This is a genomic window from Pseudomonas oryzagri (assembly GCF_020831405.1).
GTDB classification, from domain to species: domain Bacteria; phylum Pseudomonadota; class Gammaproteobacteria; order Pseudomonadales; family Pseudomonadaceae; genus Geopseudomonas; species Geopseudomonas oryzagri.
The window spans coordinates 101,145-115,881 of record NZ_JAJHPU010000031.1 but is presented as its reverse complement, the minus strand read 5'-3'; the positions used below and the strand labels follow the sequence as shown (position 1 = coordinate 115,881).

The following is a 14,737-nucleotide window of genomic DNA, read 5'->3' as shown; positions in this document are numbered from 1 at the left end:
CCATGCGCGCATTCAACCGCCTGTTGCTCGCCGGCCTGCTGGTCGCGGCCCCGCTGGCTGCCTTCGCCCAGGACGAGGCGCCGAGCGCCGAACCGGAGGTGACCATCCGCCAGGAAGGCGACAAGACCATCCAGGAATACCGCGTCAACGGTTTCCTCTACGCCATCAAGGTGACCCCCAAGATCGGCAAGCCCTACTTCCTGGTGCGTGCCGACGGCGACAGCAACTTCATCCGCTCGGACAATCCGGACATGCTGATCCCGCAGTGGGAAATCTTCCGCTGGTAAACCGCCCATCCCCACCACAGGAGACCCCATGTCCGTTTTCACCCCGCTGGAACGCCACGAACTGGAAGCCTTTCTCGCCCCCTACGGGCTGGGGCGCCTGCTGGAGTTCCAGGGCATCGCCGCCGGTACGGAAAACAGCAACTTCTTCGTCAGCCTGGAAAGCGGCGAATACGTGCTGACCCTGATCGAACGCGGCCCGCGGGAGGACATGGGGTTCTTCATCGCCCTGCTCGACGTGCTGCACGAGGCCGGCCTGCCGGTGCCCTACGCGGTGCGCACGACCGACGGCGGCGCGCTCGGCGAGCTGGCCGGGCTGCCGGCGCTGCTGCAGCCGCGGCTCTCCGGCCATCACGTTGCGCTGCCCAACTCGCACCAGTGCCAGGCGGTCGGCGAGCTGCTGGCGCGTCTGCACCTGGCCACCCGCGCAGAGATGATCGAGCGGCCGAGCGACCGTGGCCTCGACTGGATGCTCGCCGAGGGGCCGCTGCAGGCCCTGCGCCTGGACGACGAGGCGCGTGGCCTGCTCAAGGCCGCCCTGGAAGAGATCGCCCACCTGCGTCCGCGCCTCGACCACCTGCCGCAGGCCAATCTGCACGGCGATCTGTTCCACGACAACGTGCTGTTCGACGGCAATTTCCTCTCCGGGGTGATCGACTTCTACAACGCCTGCTCGGGGCCGATGCTCTACGACCTGGCGATCGCCGCCAACGACTGGTGCAGCGAACCGTGCGGCGAGTTCGACCCCCGCCGCCTCAACGCCCTCCTCGCCGGCTATGCCGCGCTGCGGCCGTTCACCGCCCTCGAGGCCGAGCTGTGGCCGGCCATGCTGCGTATCGCCTGCGTGCGCTTCTGGCTGTCGCGCCTGATCGCCGCCGAGGCCTTCGCCGGCCAGGACGTGCTGATCAAGGATCCCGAGGAATACCGCCGCCTGCTGCAGGCGCGCCAGCCGGGGACGCCGATCCCGGGCCTGCCGTTCGCCTTGTAGCCTCGTCGACAGGCCTGGAGCTGACCCACCGGCACGGAGTCTGGCCGATGCGCACAAGACCGGCGGTATCGTTGTGTCTCCTGCTGCTCCTGGGCCTGGCCGGTTGCGCGGGCTTTCGGGGCGGCTGGGAGAGCTTCGCCTACCTGGGCGACACGCCGCCCGATACGCGCGGGTTGGCCGAGTTGCCCGAGTTCAGCAGGCCGCCCCTGGTGGCGTCCGGGCTCGAACTGGCGGTGACCCTCGACAACTCGCTGCGCACCTACGATACCCACCTCTACCTGTTCGTCCTGCCGCTCTACGTCAGTCCGCGCCCGGTCTACTTCGACAACCGCACGCCGGGCCGCACGCGGGTCTACATCACGGTGACGCCCCGCGTGCCGGGCTTCGTGTTCCGTCCGCAGCAGGCCGTGCTCGGCTTCGCCAACCGACGTTTCACCGGCAGTGCCGGTTTCGAGTTCGCACAGTGGGATGCGCAAGGCAAGGCGGCCACGCAGGCTGGACGCTGGGAGCACCAGCCACGGCAGGATGGGTTCGTGCTGGGGGAGGTGGGGCGGCGCTATCTGCTATCGATCGACTTCGCCACGCCGGTGCCCTCGCCCGAGCTGCACGACATCACCGTCGATCTGTCGCAGGCACTGAGCGCCCCGGATCAGCCGCCGCTGCCGCCGATCCGCTTCGTCCCGCTGCGCTGGAAGCAGGGCTATACCTGACCGCCGACCCCGCCCTGAGGTTCAGGCGGGATACGTCGCCTCGAGCCGCTCTAGCAGGGCATGCAGCCGTTCGTGGCGGCCGTGGCCGATGACCCGCTCCTCATGGACCGCGAAGGCCTGCTGCAGCGCCGCCATGTCCGGGCTGTCGAGCAGGCGCTCGGCCATCGAGAACAGCGCGGTGTTCTCCTTGTCGATATGCGCGCGCAGGTGGGCGCTGTAGGCCGCGGCGGTCGCGGCGAAGGCGTGGGCCTGCAGCGGCGCGCTGGTCTCGACCAGGCGCTGCAGCAGCTCGCGGCCCTGGAGGTGCTCGGCGCGCAGTTCGTCGATGAAGCCACCGTGATCGGCGAGGCCCGCCTTGACCATGGCCGGGAACAGGAGGTCCTCCTCCTTGCCGTGATGGCAGCGGTCGACGAAGTCGCGCAGGAAGTCGAGCAAGGCGGCGAGATCGGTGGCGTCTGCGCTGCTGCCGGCCCGCGCGGCGAGGCGCTCGAGGAGCGGCAGAGCGGCAAGGATCGCTGCGTGCTCGTGGCGTAGATCGGCGATGGCCTGACTCATGGGGACTCCGTGGCGCTGGCGGGCTCTACCCCAGTCTAGTCCACGCGGCAGCCGAGCTGCGGGCCCCGGGCAGCCGATGAGCGGGCTCCGCCGGCGGCGGCCTGGCGACCTAGACTTCATTACCTCTGTCCCGGCCGAGTGCCGCTTTTCGGAGGTTGCCATGAAAGTCGAACCCTACCTGTTCTTCTCCGGCCACTGTGAGGAGGCGCTGGCGCTCTACACCCAGGTGCTGGGCGCCGAGGTCATTCTGCTGATGCGCTGCAAGGAAGCTCCGGAGCCGATGCCGGTACCGCCGGACTGGGGCGACAAGGTGATGCATGCCAATCTGCGCATCGGCGACAGCACGCTGATGGCCTCCGACGGCTGTCCGGGCGGCACGCCATTCGGCGGCTTCGCCCTGTCGCTGGCGCCGTCGACGGCGGAGCAGGCCGAGGCCTGGTTCACTGCGCTGAGCGAGGGCGGCAAGGTCGACATGCCGCTGCAGAAGACCTTCTGGGCGCGCAGCTTCGGCATGCTCACCGACCGCTTCGGGGTGAGCTGGATGATCAACTACGAGTGACGCGGCAGGGGTTCTCCGCCAGGGTCGGCAGCGGCGCCTGGCGGGGAGGGAAGGACGGCTTACATCTGCGACTGCAGGTAGTTCTGCAGGCCGATCTTGTCGATCAGGCCGAGCTGGATCTCCAGCCAGTAGGCGTGGTCTTCCTCGGTATCGTGCAGCTGCTTCTCGAGGATCCCGCGGGTGACGTAGTCCTTGTGCTGCTCGCACAGGGCGATGCCCTTGGCCAGCGCCTCGCGCACCTCGTACTCCACCGCCAGGTCGGTCTTCAGCATGTCCGGCACGGTCTGGCCGACCCGCACGGCGTCGGGGGTCATGTCGGGCGTGCCTTCGAGGAACAGGATGCGCTGCAGCAGGGCGTCGGCGTGCTCGGTTTCCTCGACCATCTCGTGGTTGAGGCGCTCGTAGAGCTTGTGGAAACCCCAGTCCTGATACATGCGCGAGTGGATGAAGTACTGGTCGCGGGCGGCCAGCTCGCCCTTGAGCAGGGTCTTCAGATAGTCGATGACGGCGGTCTGACCTTTCATGGCGGGGCGTCCTGCAGTACGTAAAGGAGCCTATGTTCGCCCCCTCGCGGCGGGGGGTCAATTCACTATAGCCGCTGCGCGGAGAATGGCCCGGCTCAGCCGCGCGCTTCATCGCCCGCGGCGCCGCCGCCATCGGCAACGTCAGCCGCGGGCGCCAGCGTGCGCTGGCGCGGCAGCAGCCACAGGCAGTAGGCGAGCAGCAGCAGGCCGGCGCCGTCCAGGGTGACGGGGGCGCCGAAGCGTGCGGCGAGCAGGCCGGCGCACAGCCCGCCGACCGCCTCGAAGCCGAAGCGGCAGGCGATGTAGAAGGACACCACGCGGCCGCGCAGGGCGTCCGGCGCCAGGCTCTGCAGGAGGATGTTGGTGCCGACGTTGGCGCAGCTCAGGCCGAAGCCGAGCAGGACCATCGCGGCGAGCGCCAGCGGCAGCCAGGTGCTGTTGGCGAACAGCAGCAGCGCGCCGGCGCTGAGTGTGCAGGCGATCAGGATCAGGCGCTCCTGGCCGTCGGTGGTGCGGCGGCTGGCGAGGAACAGCGAGGCGGCCAGCGCGCCGCCGCCCGCCGCGCCCCACAGCCAGCCGAGCGTGGTGGCGTCGCCGGCGAACACGTCCTTGGCGAACACCGGCAGCAGCACCGCGTAGCAGGAGGCCGAGAAGTTCAGCACCACCACGCTGAGCATCAGCCGGCGCACCGCCGGCGCGCCGCGCATGTAGTCCAGGCCCTGGCGGAACACCGCGCCGACCGAGCCGCGGGCCGGCTCCGCGGCCTCGATGCGCATCAGCCGCAGGCCGGCGAACAGCGCCAGGTAGGAGACGGCATTCAGGGCGAAGCAGAACGCCTCGCTGCTGATGCCGAGCAGCAGGCCGGCCAGCGGCGGGCCGACGAAGCGCGAGCCGTTGACCAGCATGGCGTTGAGCGCCAGGGCGTTGGGCAGGTCGTCGCGGCTATCGATGAAGCGGCTCATCAGCGCCTGGCGGGTTGGCGTCTCGACGGCGTTGAGCAGACCGAGCAGCGTGGCCATCGCCACCAGCAGGTGCGGGGTGGCCCAGCCGAGGGCGGTCAGCGCGGCCAGCGCCGTGGCCTGCACGCCGAGCAGCGCCTGCACCGTCTGCAGCAGGCGATGCTTGTCGCAGCGGTCGATCCAGGCGCCGACCAGCGGGCCGATCAGCAGTTGCGGGGCGAGGGCGAGGAAGCTGGTCAGGCCGAGCAGGGCGCTCGAGCCGGTCAGCCGGTAGACCAGCCAGGCCAGCGCCACCTGCTGGATCCAGTTGCCGAGGATCGACACCAGCTGGCCGGCGAAGTACAGGCGGAAATTGCGGTGGCGCAGCGCGCGCACGGCTTGGGGCCAGCGGCGGGCGCCGGCGGACGGGGAGGCACTCACGAAGACGATCCGCAACCGGGGGAGTCGGCGCTACAGCTTACTGCCCACGGGCGCGGCTGTCGCCCACGGGCGGGACTTTCCCGGCTCACGGCTGCCCGAGCATCTGCCCTCGGCGGCCTGCGGATCGAAGCCGTCCAGGCGCATCGGCTCGGCGAACACCGCCAGCGCGGCGGCGGGGAGGAACTCGTGGCGCGCGCTCGGCCAGTCGTCCAGGCGCAGGCGCACCAGCCAGCCGGCGCCGTAGCAGTCGCGGTTGATCAGCTGCGCCAGTTCGACGCCGCTGGCGCTGCTTTTCACCTCGCCGATCGGCCGGTACTCGTGCAGCGGCACGCCCGGGGCGCGGCCCATCAGCAGGCGCGCGCCGGCGCTGCTCGCCTGGCGGATGAAGTGACGCAGCGGCTCAGCCGTCGCTGGCGCGCAGGGTGTCGGCGATCTCCTCGCGAGCCAGTTGCACGCCCTCGCCGGTGAGAATCAGGGGCACTCGGCGTCCATGCAGGCGGGCAGGGTTGCGATCTGGAAGGGCGCCGCGCAGCGCATCGCCCCGCTGGTGACTAGGATCAGGATGCGCCGGCCCATCGCCGGCTCAGCGCCCCCGGGGCGGATACTGGGCGAGGATCTTCGCCACCGTCTCGTGGATTTCGCTGCTGCGCTCGGCCGGCGAGCGCTGCCCGCGGCGCAGGACCTGCTCCGCGCTGCCGCGCCAGATCAGCCGGCCGTCGCGGTCGATGAAATCGAGCTGCAGCGTGCCAACCTGGTAGTCGTAGGTGCGCACCTCGGTATAGGGATAGCCCCACATGCCACCCCAGTAGCCACGGCCCCAGTAGCCGCCGCCGGCGTAGGCGGTGGCGACCTGCTCCTGGCGGCGGTCGACGATCATGAAGGCCTGCACGTGGAAGTCGGCCGCCGCCGGGTCGGCGGCCTGGCGCAGGCCGCGTTGCTCGAGCTGCTGGGCGACCGCTTCGCGCACGCGCTGGGCGGTCAGGTCGCTGCTCAAGCGCGGGTCGTCGGGGCTGTACCGGACCGCCGGCTCCTGCCAGGCCCAGCTCTGCAGGCTGGCGTAGTCACGGTGAGGGTCGAAGTCGCTGTCCAGGCGCACGGTCTGGCAGGCGGCCAGGGCGAGCAGTGCGGCAATCAGGTACAGATGGCGCAACATGAGGGAGCTCCCGCCGGCGGTTGTCGGCCGGCTGTCCTTTCAGTGTGGCGCGTCGGGGACGGGGGTCAAGGCGGCGGGAAGCTGCTCAGCGCCTCGGCCACCGCGCGGCGCAGGCTGTCGGTCACGCTGGCCGGGCCGCTGCCGGCGCGCACCGCCTCGCCGCTGCCGGTCCACACGCGCACGCCGCTGTGGATGTCGAACAGTTCGAGCTGCACCACCTCCACCGGGAAGCTGACGATGCGCACCACCGGCACCGGCGTCGTGCCCCAGTAGCCGGCATGGCGGTCGTAGATCGCGAAGCCGTCGCCGTAGGCGGGCTCGTCGTAGATCTGCCGCTGGTGGATGCTGGTGCGCTGCAGCACCCGCAGCTCCAGGGTGGCCGGCGCCTCCTCGGTGGCCGGGCGCAGGCCGCGCTGATCGAGGGCGGCGCTGACGATGCCGGCCAGCGGCTCGTCGATCGCCATGCCCCACTGCCAGTTGCGGTAGCGGCCGAGATCGATCGGTGCCGGCGGGTAGCTGCCGGGGTCGGCCTTGGCCGCCGCCTTAGAGTCGGAGGGCGTCGGCGGGTAGGGCAGGTGGCTGGCGCTGTAGGGATTGGCGCGGCAGCCGGCGAGGGCAGCCAACAGCAGCAGGACCAGTCGGCGGCGCATGGCGGCGGTTCTCAGCGGCGCGGCCGGCACAGCCAGTGCAGGTAGCGGCCGAGTCCGGCGAAGGCCGGGTGGCGGCGGTGGGCCAGCTCCATCTCCAGCAGGTCGGTCAATTCGGCGCGGGCCTGGAACTCGGTGGGCATGTAGTCGTGGAACACCCGCACCCCGCTCTGCTGCTCGATGGCGAACCAGTCGTCGAGCTGGCCGGCCAGCTCGCGCGGGTCGAGCGGGCGCTGCGGGGTGAGACTCTGCCCCTCGCCGGCGAAGCGCTCCTTGCGCAGCTTGCGGAAGTGGCCCTTGAGCAGGTTGCGGTAGATCAGCGCGTCGCGGTTGTAGAAGGCCAGCGACAGCCAGCCGTCGGCCGCGGTGAGCTGGTGCAGCACCGGCAGGATCGCCGACGGCTCGGCCAGCCACTCCAGCACGGCGTGGCAGAGCACCAGGTCGAAGGGCTGCTCGAACTGGCCGAGCAGCTCCTGCCACGGCGCCTGCACGAAGCTGGCGGCGAGCCCGGCCTCGGCGAAGCGCGCGCGGGCGCCGTCGAGCATCGGCGCGGCCGGTTCGGCGAGGGTCACCGCGTGGCCGTGTTCGGCCAGCCACAGGCTCATATGGCCGAGGCCGGCGCCGACGTCGAGCACGCGCAGCGGGCGCTCAGGCAGCGCCTCCTTGAGGTCGGCCTGCAGCACGGCGAGGCGGATGGCGCCCTTGGCGCCGCCGTAGATCTTCTCGGCGAAGCGGGTGGCCAGCTCGTCGAAGTGGCGGTCGGTGGGCAGGTGCATGTCGGCGCCGCTCATCGCTTGTAGCGCCGTTCGGTGTCGGCCAGCTTGGCGCGCACCACCTGTTCCAGGTCCAGGCCCAGCTCACCGCAGAGCAGCAGCAGGTAGAGCACCACGTCGCCGATCTCCTGGCCGGCGTGTTCCAGCTTGTCGGCGGGCAGGGCGCGCGTCTCGTCCTCGTTCAACCACTGGAAGATTTCCACCAGCTCGGCCATTTCCACGCTGGCGGCCATGGCCAGGTTCTTCGGGCTGTGGAAACGCCGCCAGTCGTTGTGGTCGCGGATGGCGTGCAGGCGGCGGGTCAGTTCGTCGATGTTCATGGGTGCTCCTTCAATGGAGCATAGCTTCGACTGCCGCCGGTCGGCCTGCAAGTCCGGCGCGGGGCGGTGCGCTATTGCAGACGGTACTTCTTGACCTTGTCGAACAGGGTGGTCTTGGCCATGCCGAGCGCCTGGCTGGCCTGGCTGAGATTGCCGCCGTGGCGCTCGAGGGCATCATGGATCAGGCGCTTCTCGAAGGCCTCCACCGCCTCGGCGAAATTCGGCCCGCCGCTTTCCGCGCAGGCGCCGCCCTTCTTGAACGCCGGCAGGCCGAGGGCGAAGCGCTCGGCGACGTTGCGCAGTTCGCGCACGTTGCCCGGCCAGTCGTGGGCCAGCAGGGCGGCGAGGGTGTGGCGGTCCAGCTCCGGCGCCGGGCGGTCGAAGCGCAGCGCGGACTGCTGCAGGAAGTGCTCGAACAGCAGGACGATGTCCTCGCGCCGTTCGCGCAGCGGCGGCAGTTCGAGGGTGACCACGTTGAGGCGGTAGTAGAGGTCGCTGCGGAACTGGCCGCTGCGCCCCAGTTCGTCGAGGTCGGCCTTGGTGGCGGCGATCACCCGGCAGTCGACGGCGATGCTCTGGTTGGAGCCGAGCCGCTCCAGGCTGTGCTCCTGCAGCACGCGCAGCAGCTTGATCTGCAGGTTGACCGGCATGCTCTCGATCTCGTCGAGGAACAGGGTGCCGCCGCTGGCGTGCTCGATCTTGCCGATGCGCCGCTTGCCGGCGCCGGTGAAGGCGTGCGCCTCGTGGCCGAAGATCTCGCTCTCGAACAGGCTTTCCGGCAGGCCGCCGCAGTTGAGGGCGACGAACGGCCGCTCCTGGCGCCGGCTGAAGTCGTGCAGGCAGCGCGCCACCAGCTCCTTGCCGGTGCCGGTCTCGCCCTCGATCAGCACGTTGGCCGAGGTGTCGGCGACGTTGGCGATCAGCTCGCGCAGCTGGGCCATGGCCGGCGAGCGGCCGATCAGGCGCTCCTCCAGGGCTTGGCGGCCGGCCAGCTGGCGGCGCAGCGCGGTCACCTCGCGGGCCAGGCTGCGCTGCTCGAGGGCGCGACGCGCGACGTCGACCAGCCGCTCGGGGGAGAACGGCTTCTCCATGAAGTCATAGGCGCCCTCGCGCATCGCGCCGACCGCCATGGAGATGTCGCCGTGGCCGGTGATCAGCACCACCGGCAGGCTGCGGTCGCGCGCCTTGAGCTCGGCGAGCAGGGTCAGGCCGTCCATGCCGGGCAGGCGGATGTCGCTGATCACGATGCCGGCGAAGTCGGCGCCGACCCGCGCCAGCGCCTCCTCGGCGCTGCCGACGCCCTCGCTGGGGATGTCCTCGAGGGCCAGCGCCTGCTGGCAGCCGAGCAGCACGTGGGGATCGTCTTCGACGATCAGGACGGTAAGGGGCTCATTCATCGCGGCGGGGCTCGGCAGGAGAGGAGGGCAGCAGCGGCAGGCGCAGCTCGAATAGCGTGCCGCCGTCCTCCGGGTGCTGGGCGGTGAGGCTGCCATGGGCGGCGGCGGCCAGGCTGGCCGACAGGGTCAGGCCGAGGCCCAGGCCCTGCTCGCCCGGTTTGGTGGTGAAGAACGGCTCGAACAGCTGCTTGCGCAGTGCCGGCGGGATGCCGGGGCCGTTGTCGCGCACGGTCAGCCGATAGTGGTCGTCCTCGCACGCGCCGTCCAGCCACAGCTGGCGATCGCTCTGCGCGCTCAGGGCGTCGATGGCATTGACGATCAGGTTGACCAGGATCTGCTCCAGGCGGGTCTGGTCGATGGCCAGACGGGCGTCGGCGCAGGCGCGGTGCAGGGTCAGCGGCGTGCGTTCCAGGCGCGGATGGAGGAGGAACAGCGCGGCGTCCACCGCCTTGCCGACCTCGGCCTGGCCGCCGTCGCCGCCGCGCTTGGCGAAGGCGCGCAGGCTGGCGGTGATGCGCCCCATGTGATCGACCAGCTCGTTGATGGTCTGCAGGTTGCTGCTGGCGGTGGCGTTGTCGCCGCGGGCGAGGAAGCGCACGGTGTTGCCGGACAGGGTGCGCAGGGCGGCCAGCGGCTGGTTGAGTTCGTGGGCGATGCAGGTCGACATCTGGCCGATCACCGCCAGCTTGCCGGCCTGGATCAGGTCGTCCTGGGTCTTGCGCAGGCTTTCCTCGGCCTGGCGGCGTTCGCGGATCTGCGCCTTGAGGTGTTCGTTGCTGGCGCGCAGGTGCTCGGTGCGCTCGGCGATCTTGCGCTCGAGCTGGTTGTTGGCCTGCTCCAGCGCCTCGCGCGCGGCCAGGCGGGTGGCCAGCACCTTGCGCCGCTCGTTCCAGGCGATCAACAGGAAGGCCAGCAGGGCGACCGCCACCGCGGCCAGCATGCCGTGGCTGGTGGCGGCGCGGCGCACGTCGCGCACCGGCGAGAGCAGGGTGAAGTCCCAGGGCTGGTCGGCGAGGCGGTGGGTCTGCGCCAGGTAGCTGACCGGCTGGCCGCCGCTGGGGTCCGGCAGGCTGAGCAGCTCGCTGTCGGCGGACAGGCGCTGGCGGCTCAGCGGCTGCAGCTCCTCGAAGCGCGTCCAGTGGTACTGCAGGCTGGTGGCCAGGGCGGCGCGCCGCGCGTCGTCGAGCGGGCGCACCGAGCGGAAGCGCCGCGCCGGGTCGCTGGAGAGGATGACGATGCCGTTGCCGTCGCTGACGTAGGCCTGCAGCTGGGCGCGCTGCCAGCGCTTCTCGAGCGCTTCGAGGCGGATCTTCACCACCGCCACGCCGACGATCTCGCCGCCCTGGCGCAGGCCGTGGGCCAGGTAGTAGCCGGGCTCGCCGGTGATGCTGTCAAGGCCGTAGAAGCGTCCCGGCTTGCCCTGCATGGCGTCCTGGAAGTAGGGGCGGAACGACAGGTCGTCGCCTTGGAAGCTGTCGGCGTCGCGCCAGTTGCTGGTCGCCACCACCCGGCCGCTGCGGTCGATCAGATAGACCACGCGGCTGCCGCTGCGCTGGTTGAGACCGGCGAGCCAGGCGTTGACCTGGGCGCGGTGTGGCTCGCTGGGCTCGCGCAGCAGGAGGCCGACACTGTCCTCCAGTTCGAGCAGGCTGGGCAGGTAGGCGTGCAGGCTGATCGCGCTTTCCAGCGCGCCGGCGTGCAGTTCGAGCTGGCGCTCGCCGTTGTCGGCCAGCGCGCGCAGCCCAGCCCGCTCGCTGAGCTGGTAGGCGACCAGGCCGCAGCCGAGCATCAGCAGCAGGACCAGCAGCGGCACGTGCAGGGGCGGGATCAGGCGCGGGTTCACGGTCAGCGAGGGCGGCAGCGCGCGAGGGGGGAGATGGGGGGATTGCATCACAGTCGGCGGCGGGCGACCAGCCCGGCGCCGTGGCGGCCGGGCTGGTCGCGGAGGATCAGTATTCCCAGAAGATCCGCTGCAGCTCCTTGCTGTCCTGGGTCTTGGTCAGCGCGACCGCGGTGAGGATGCGCGCCTTCTGCGGGTTGAGGTCGTGGGCGACCACCCAGTCGTACTTGTCGTCCGGCTGTTCGGCGTTGCGCAGGACGAAGCCGCCCTGGTTGACGCGCGAGGAGCGGACGATCAGCAGGCCGTCCTTGCGCAGCCCCTGCAGCGCCGGCACCACGGCCGCGGGCACCGAGCCGTTGCCGGTGCCGGCATGGATGATCGCCTTGGCGCCGGCTTGGGTGAAGGCCTTGTAGCTGCTGTCGTCGACGTTGTTGTAGCTGTAGGCGATGTCCACCCGCGGCAGGCTGGAGATCTGCCGGATGTCGAACTCGGAGTTCTGGGTGTGGCGCTTGACCGGCTGGCGGAACCAGTAGCTCTTGCCTTCCACCACCATGCCCAGCGGCCCCCACGGGCTCTTGAACGCCTCGGTCTTGATGTTGACCATCTTGCTGACGTCGCGGCCGGAGTGGATCTCGTCGTTCATGGTCACCAGCACGCCCTTGCCGCGCGCCTCCTTGTTGCCGGCCACGGCCACGGCGTCGTACAGGTTGAGCATGCCGTCGGCGGACATGGCGGTGCCCGGGCGCATCGAGCCGACCACCACGATGGGCTTGTCGGTGTGCTCGACCAGGTTGAGGAAGTAGGCGGTCTCCTCCAGGGTGTCGGTGCCGTGGGTGATGACGATGCCGTCGACGTCCGCGCTGTCGGCCAGTTCGGCGACCCGCTTGCCAAGCTGCAGCAGATGCTCGCTGGTGAGGCTTTCCGAGGCGATCTGGAATACCTGCTCGCCGCGCACGTTGGCGAGGTTGGCGAGTTCCGGCACGCCGGCGATCAGCTGCTCGACCGGGACTTTCGACGCCTGGTAGGTGGCGCTCTGCGCGGCGCTGGCACCGGCGCCGGCGATGGTGCCGCCGGTGGCCAGGATCACCACGTTGGCCTTGGCGGCCGGTTCGGGATCGGCCGCCTGCGCCGCGTGCGGCAACAGCAGGCACAGGGCGAGGACGCTGGGGGCGACGGTCTGCAACAGGTTCTTCATGGCTTGCCTCTCTTGTACTTTTTCTGGGTAGTGCGCTGAAGAAACTCGCCTGTGCTAGTGGCCTGTGCGGTTAGTTGGTTAACTCAAGTTCGGATGACCATGGTTCCGAGACAAGGCGCCGCGACGAGTCATAGCAGAGCTATGGCGAGGAGTGGCAACGCAGTATCGGGGCCATGGGCGCCGAAATTGACTGACTGAACTAACCAAACAGGCCACCAGGCACGGGCGAGGGTTGGGGTCAGTGCTGGAGGATCTTGGCGAGGAACTGCTGGGCGCGCTCGGAGCGGGCGTGGATGTCGCCGAAGAACTCGTCCTTGGCGCAGTCCTCGACGATCTGCCCGCGGTCCATGAAGATCACCCGGTCGGCGACCTTGCGGGCGAAGCCCATCTCGTGGGTCACGCACATCATGGTCATGCCCTCCTGGGCCAGCTCGACCATGACGTCGAGCACCTCGTTGACCATCTCCGGGTCGAGCGCCGAGGTCGGTTCGTCGAACAGCATCACCACCGGGTCCATGGCCAGCGCGCGGGCGATCGCCACACGCTGCTGCTGGCCGCCGGACAGCTGGCCGGGATGCTTGTGGGCGTGGGCCTTGAGGCCGACGCGGTCGAGCAGCTTGAGGCCCTTGTCGATGGCCTCGTCCTTGCCGCGGCCGAGCACCTTGGTCTGCGCGATGGTCAGGTTTTCGGTGATCGACAGGTGGGGGAACAGCTCGAAGTGCTGGAACACCATGCCGACCCGCGAGCGCAGCTTGGGCAGGTCCGTGGCCTTGTCGGCGATCGAGGTGCCGGCCACCACGATGTCGCCCTTCTGGAACGGCTCCAGCGCGTTGACGCACTTGATCAGGGTCGACTTGCCGGAGCCTGACGGCCCGCACACCACCACCACCTCACCCTTGTCGACCTCGGTGCTGCAGCCGGTCAGTACCTGGAAGTCGCCGTACCACTTGTTGACGTTCTGGATGGAAATCATACGGCTAACCTCTTCTGCAGGAGTTTGACCAGCTGGGACGCGATGAAGCTGACGCTGAAGTAGACCAGGCCGGCGAAGATCAGGAATTCGTGCGGCTGGCCGATGATGTCGCCGCGCGAACGGGCGCTGTTGAGGAAGTCCATGAGACCCACGGTGTAGACCAGCGAGGTGTCCTGGAACAGGATGATGCTCTGCTGCAGGAGCAGCGGGGTCATCTTGCGGAACGCCTGCGGCAGGATCACCAGACGCATGCATTGACCGTAGCTCATGCCCAGCGCCTGTGCGGCGCCCATCTGGCCCTTGGGAATGGCCTGGATGCCGGCGCGGACGATCTCGCAGAAGTAGGCCGCCTCGAACATCACGAAGGCCACCAGGCACGAGGTGAAGGCGCCGACCGGGGTGTCCTCGCCGGTGATCGCACGCAGCAGGAAGGGCACCGCGAAGTAGAACCAGGTGATCACCAGGAGCAGCGGGATGGAGCGGAAGTAGTTGACGTACAGCCCCGCCAGCCGGGCCAGCATGGGGTTGTGCGACAGGCGCATGAGCGCCAGCAGAGTGCCGAGGGCGACGCCGCCCAACACACCCAGCACCATCAGCTTGAGGGTCATCAGCATGCCCTCTGCGAGGCCGGGCATAGCCGGCAGGATTGCGCTGAAATCCATCATTTGCCTCCTACGGACATCAGGCCGGGCACCGCCACCTTCTTCTCGACCCCGCGCATGAGCAGCATCAGGCCCATGTTCAGCACGAAGTAGATCAGCGTGGCCAGGGTGAAGGCTTCGAACAGGTTGGCGGAGAACTCGGCGGTCTGCTTGGTCTGCGCGAGCAATTCCATCAGGCCGATCAGGGACGCCACCGCAGAGTTCTTGAAGATGTTGAGGAACTCGGAAGTCAGCGGCGGGATGATGATGCGGAAGGCCTGCGGCAGCAGCACGTGGCGGTAGATCTGCGGCAAGGTGAAGCCCATGGCGCGAGCGGCGGCGGCCTGGCCCTTGGGCAGCGCCTGGATGCCGGTGCGCACCTGCTCGCAGACCCGCGCGGCGGTGAACAGACCGAGGCACACCACCACGCTCAGGTAGGCCGAGGTGGCCGGATTGAGGTCCTGCTTGAACCACAGCTCCAGCGGTTCGGGCAGCAGATCGGGAACCAGGAAGTACCAGAGGAACAGCTGCACCAAGAGCGGCACGTTGCGGAAGATTTCCACGTAGGTGGTGGCGATACCGGAGGCCCAGCGGTTCGGCACGGTGCGCAGCACGCCGAGCACTGCGCCGAGCGCCAGGGCGACTATCCAGGCCGCCAGGGCGACGGCGAGGGTCCAGCCGAAACCGGTGACGAACCAGTCGAGGTAGATCTCGCTGCCGATGCCGGTGGACTTGAAGAATATGCCCCAGTCCCAGTTGTAGTTCATGCGGGTTTCCCCTTCGATGATTGACGCAAGGT

At 69.5% G+C, this 14,737-nt stretch carries 17 protein-coding genes and 1 pseudogene; 4 read left to right on the top strand and 14 right to left on the bottom strand.

What is annotated here, in order from left to right; translation table 11 throughout:
• Positions 1–2: 2 nt before the first annotated feature.
• From LMJ29_RS11165 to LMJ29_RS11155, 3 genes are read left to right on the top strand one after another with little or no spacing between them, the layout of a single operon-like run.
• Positions 3–287, top strand: a complete 285-nt coding sequence (locus LMJ29_RS11165; protein ID WP_229605589.1) for a DUF2782 domain-containing protein — start codon at positions 3–5, stop codon at positions 285–287.
• A gap of 28 nt (positions 288–315) precedes the next feature.
• Positions 316–1,272, top strand: coding sequence for a homoserine kinase (locus tag LMJ29_RS11160; RefSeq protein WP_229605588.1), 957 nt, complete (start codon positions 316–318; stop codon positions 1,270–1,272).
• A 47-nt stretch (positions 1,273–1,319) separates the two neighbouring features.
• Positions 1,320–1,982 (top strand): hypothetical protein, encoded by a 663-nt coding sequence (locus tag LMJ29_RS11155; protein WP_229605587.1) that lies wholly within the window; start codon positions 1,320–1,322, stop codon positions 1,980–1,982.
• Positions 1,983–2,003: 21 nt separating this feature from the next.
• On the opposite strand, the gene LMJ29_RS11150 is transcribed toward LMJ29_RS11155, so the two are convergent.
• The gene (locus tag LMJ29_RS11150; protein WP_229605586.1) at positions 2,004–2,537 is read right to left on the bottom strand and encodes a hemerythrin domain-containing protein; all 534 of its coding nucleotides are present in this window, start codon (positions 2,535–2,537) and stop codon (positions 2,004–2,006) included.
• Positions 2,538–2,697: 160 nt separating this feature from the next.
• Here LMJ29_RS11150 and LMJ29_RS11145 point away from each other — a divergent pair, with 160 nt between their 5' ends.
• Positions 2,698–3,096, top strand: a complete 399-nt coding sequence (locus tag LMJ29_RS11145; RefSeq protein WP_229605585.1) for a VOC family protein — start codon at positions 2,698–2,700, stop codon at positions 3,094–3,096.
• Positions 3,097–3,155: 59 nt separating this feature from the next.
• Here LMJ29_RS11145 and bfr read toward each other — a convergent pair whose 3' ends face one another.
• The 13 genes and pseudogenes from bfr to LMJ29_RS11075 all read right to left on the bottom strand — a co-directional run bounded on the left by bfr (position 3,156) and on the right by LMJ29_RS11075 (position 14,705).
• Complete coding sequence (gene bfr, locus LMJ29_RS11140; RefSeq protein ID WP_229605584.1) at positions 3,156–3,620, bottom strand: bacterioferritin; 465 nt, start codon at positions 3,618–3,620, stop codon at positions 3,156–3,158.
• A gap of 95 nt (positions 3,621–3,715) precedes the next feature.
• On the bottom strand, positions 3,716–4,999 hold the full coding sequence (locus LMJ29_RS11135; RefSeq protein WP_229605583.1) for an MFS transporter: 1,284 nt from the start codon (positions 4,997–4,999) through the stop codon (positions 3,716–3,718).
• Between the two features lie 255 nt (positions 5,000–5,254).
• Positions 5,255–5,575: pseudogene (locus LMJ29_RS11125) on the bottom strand (DsrE family protein); the annotation flags it as partial.
• Positions 5,576–5,582: 7 nt separating this feature from the next.
• Entirely contained in the window at positions 5,583–6,152 is a 570-nt protein-coding gene (locus LMJ29_RS11120) for a DUF4136 domain-containing protein (protein WP_229605582.1), read from the bottom strand.
• Positions 6,153–6,217: 65 nt separating this feature from the next.
• Positions 6,218–6,802: a DUF4136 domain-containing protein gene (locus LMJ29_RS11115; RefSeq protein WP_229605581.1), complete on the bottom strand. Its 585-nt coding sequence runs from the start codon at positions 6,800–6,802 to the stop codon at positions 6,218–6,220.
• A gap of 11 nt (positions 6,803–6,813) precedes the next feature.
• Positions 6,814–7,575, bottom strand: a complete 762-nt coding sequence (locus LMJ29_RS11110) for a methyltransferase domain-containing protein (RefSeq protein ID WP_229605580.1) — start codon at positions 7,573–7,575, stop codon at positions 6,814–6,816.
• A gap of 11 nt (positions 7,576–7,586) precedes the next feature.
• Positions 7,587–7,892 carry a MazG-like family protein gene (locus LMJ29_RS11105; RefSeq protein WP_229605579.1) on the bottom strand — a complete coding sequence of 102 codons (306 nt, stop codon included), beginning with the start codon at positions 7,890–7,892 and terminating at the stop codon, positions 7,587–7,589.
• Between the two features lie 71 nt (positions 7,893–7,963).
• Positions 7,964–9,289, bottom strand: coding sequence for a two-component response regulator AauR (locus LMJ29_RS11100; protein WP_264758851.1), 1,326 nt, complete (start codon positions 9,287–9,289; stop codon positions 7,964–7,966).
• On the bottom strand, positions 9,282–11,180 hold the full coding sequence (locus tag LMJ29_RS11095; RefSeq protein ID WP_229605578.1) for a sensor histidine kinase: 1,899 nt from the start codon (positions 11,178–11,180) through the stop codon (positions 9,282–9,284). The genes LMJ29_RS11100 and LMJ29_RS11095 overlap by 8 nt, the downstream gene beginning before the upstream one ends.
• 58 nt (positions 11,181–11,238) lie before the next feature.
• A complete protein-coding gene (locus LMJ29_RS11090) occupies positions 11,239–12,324 on the bottom strand; it encodes an asparaginase (RefSeq protein WP_229605577.1) in 1,086 nt (361 codons plus the stop codon).
• Positions 12,325–12,562: 238 nt separating this feature from the next.
• A complete protein-coding gene (locus tag LMJ29_RS11085) occupies positions 12,563–13,297 on the bottom strand; it encodes an amino acid ABC transporter ATP-binding protein (RefSeq protein WP_229605576.1) in 735 nt (244 codons plus the stop codon).
• A complete protein-coding gene (locus tag LMJ29_RS11080; protein ID WP_229605575.1) occupies positions 13,294–13,962 on the bottom strand; it encodes an amino acid ABC transporter permease in 669 nt (222 codons plus the stop codon). Before LMJ29_RS11080 ends, LMJ29_RS11085 begins: the two co-directional genes overlap by 4 nt.
• A complete protein-coding gene (locus LMJ29_RS11075; protein WP_229605574.1) occupies positions 13,959–14,705 on the bottom strand; it encodes an amino acid ABC transporter permease in 747 nt (248 codons plus the stop codon). The genes LMJ29_RS11080 and LMJ29_RS11075 overlap by 4 nt, the downstream gene beginning before the upstream one ends.
• Positions 14,706–14,737 lie beyond the last annotated feature (32 nt).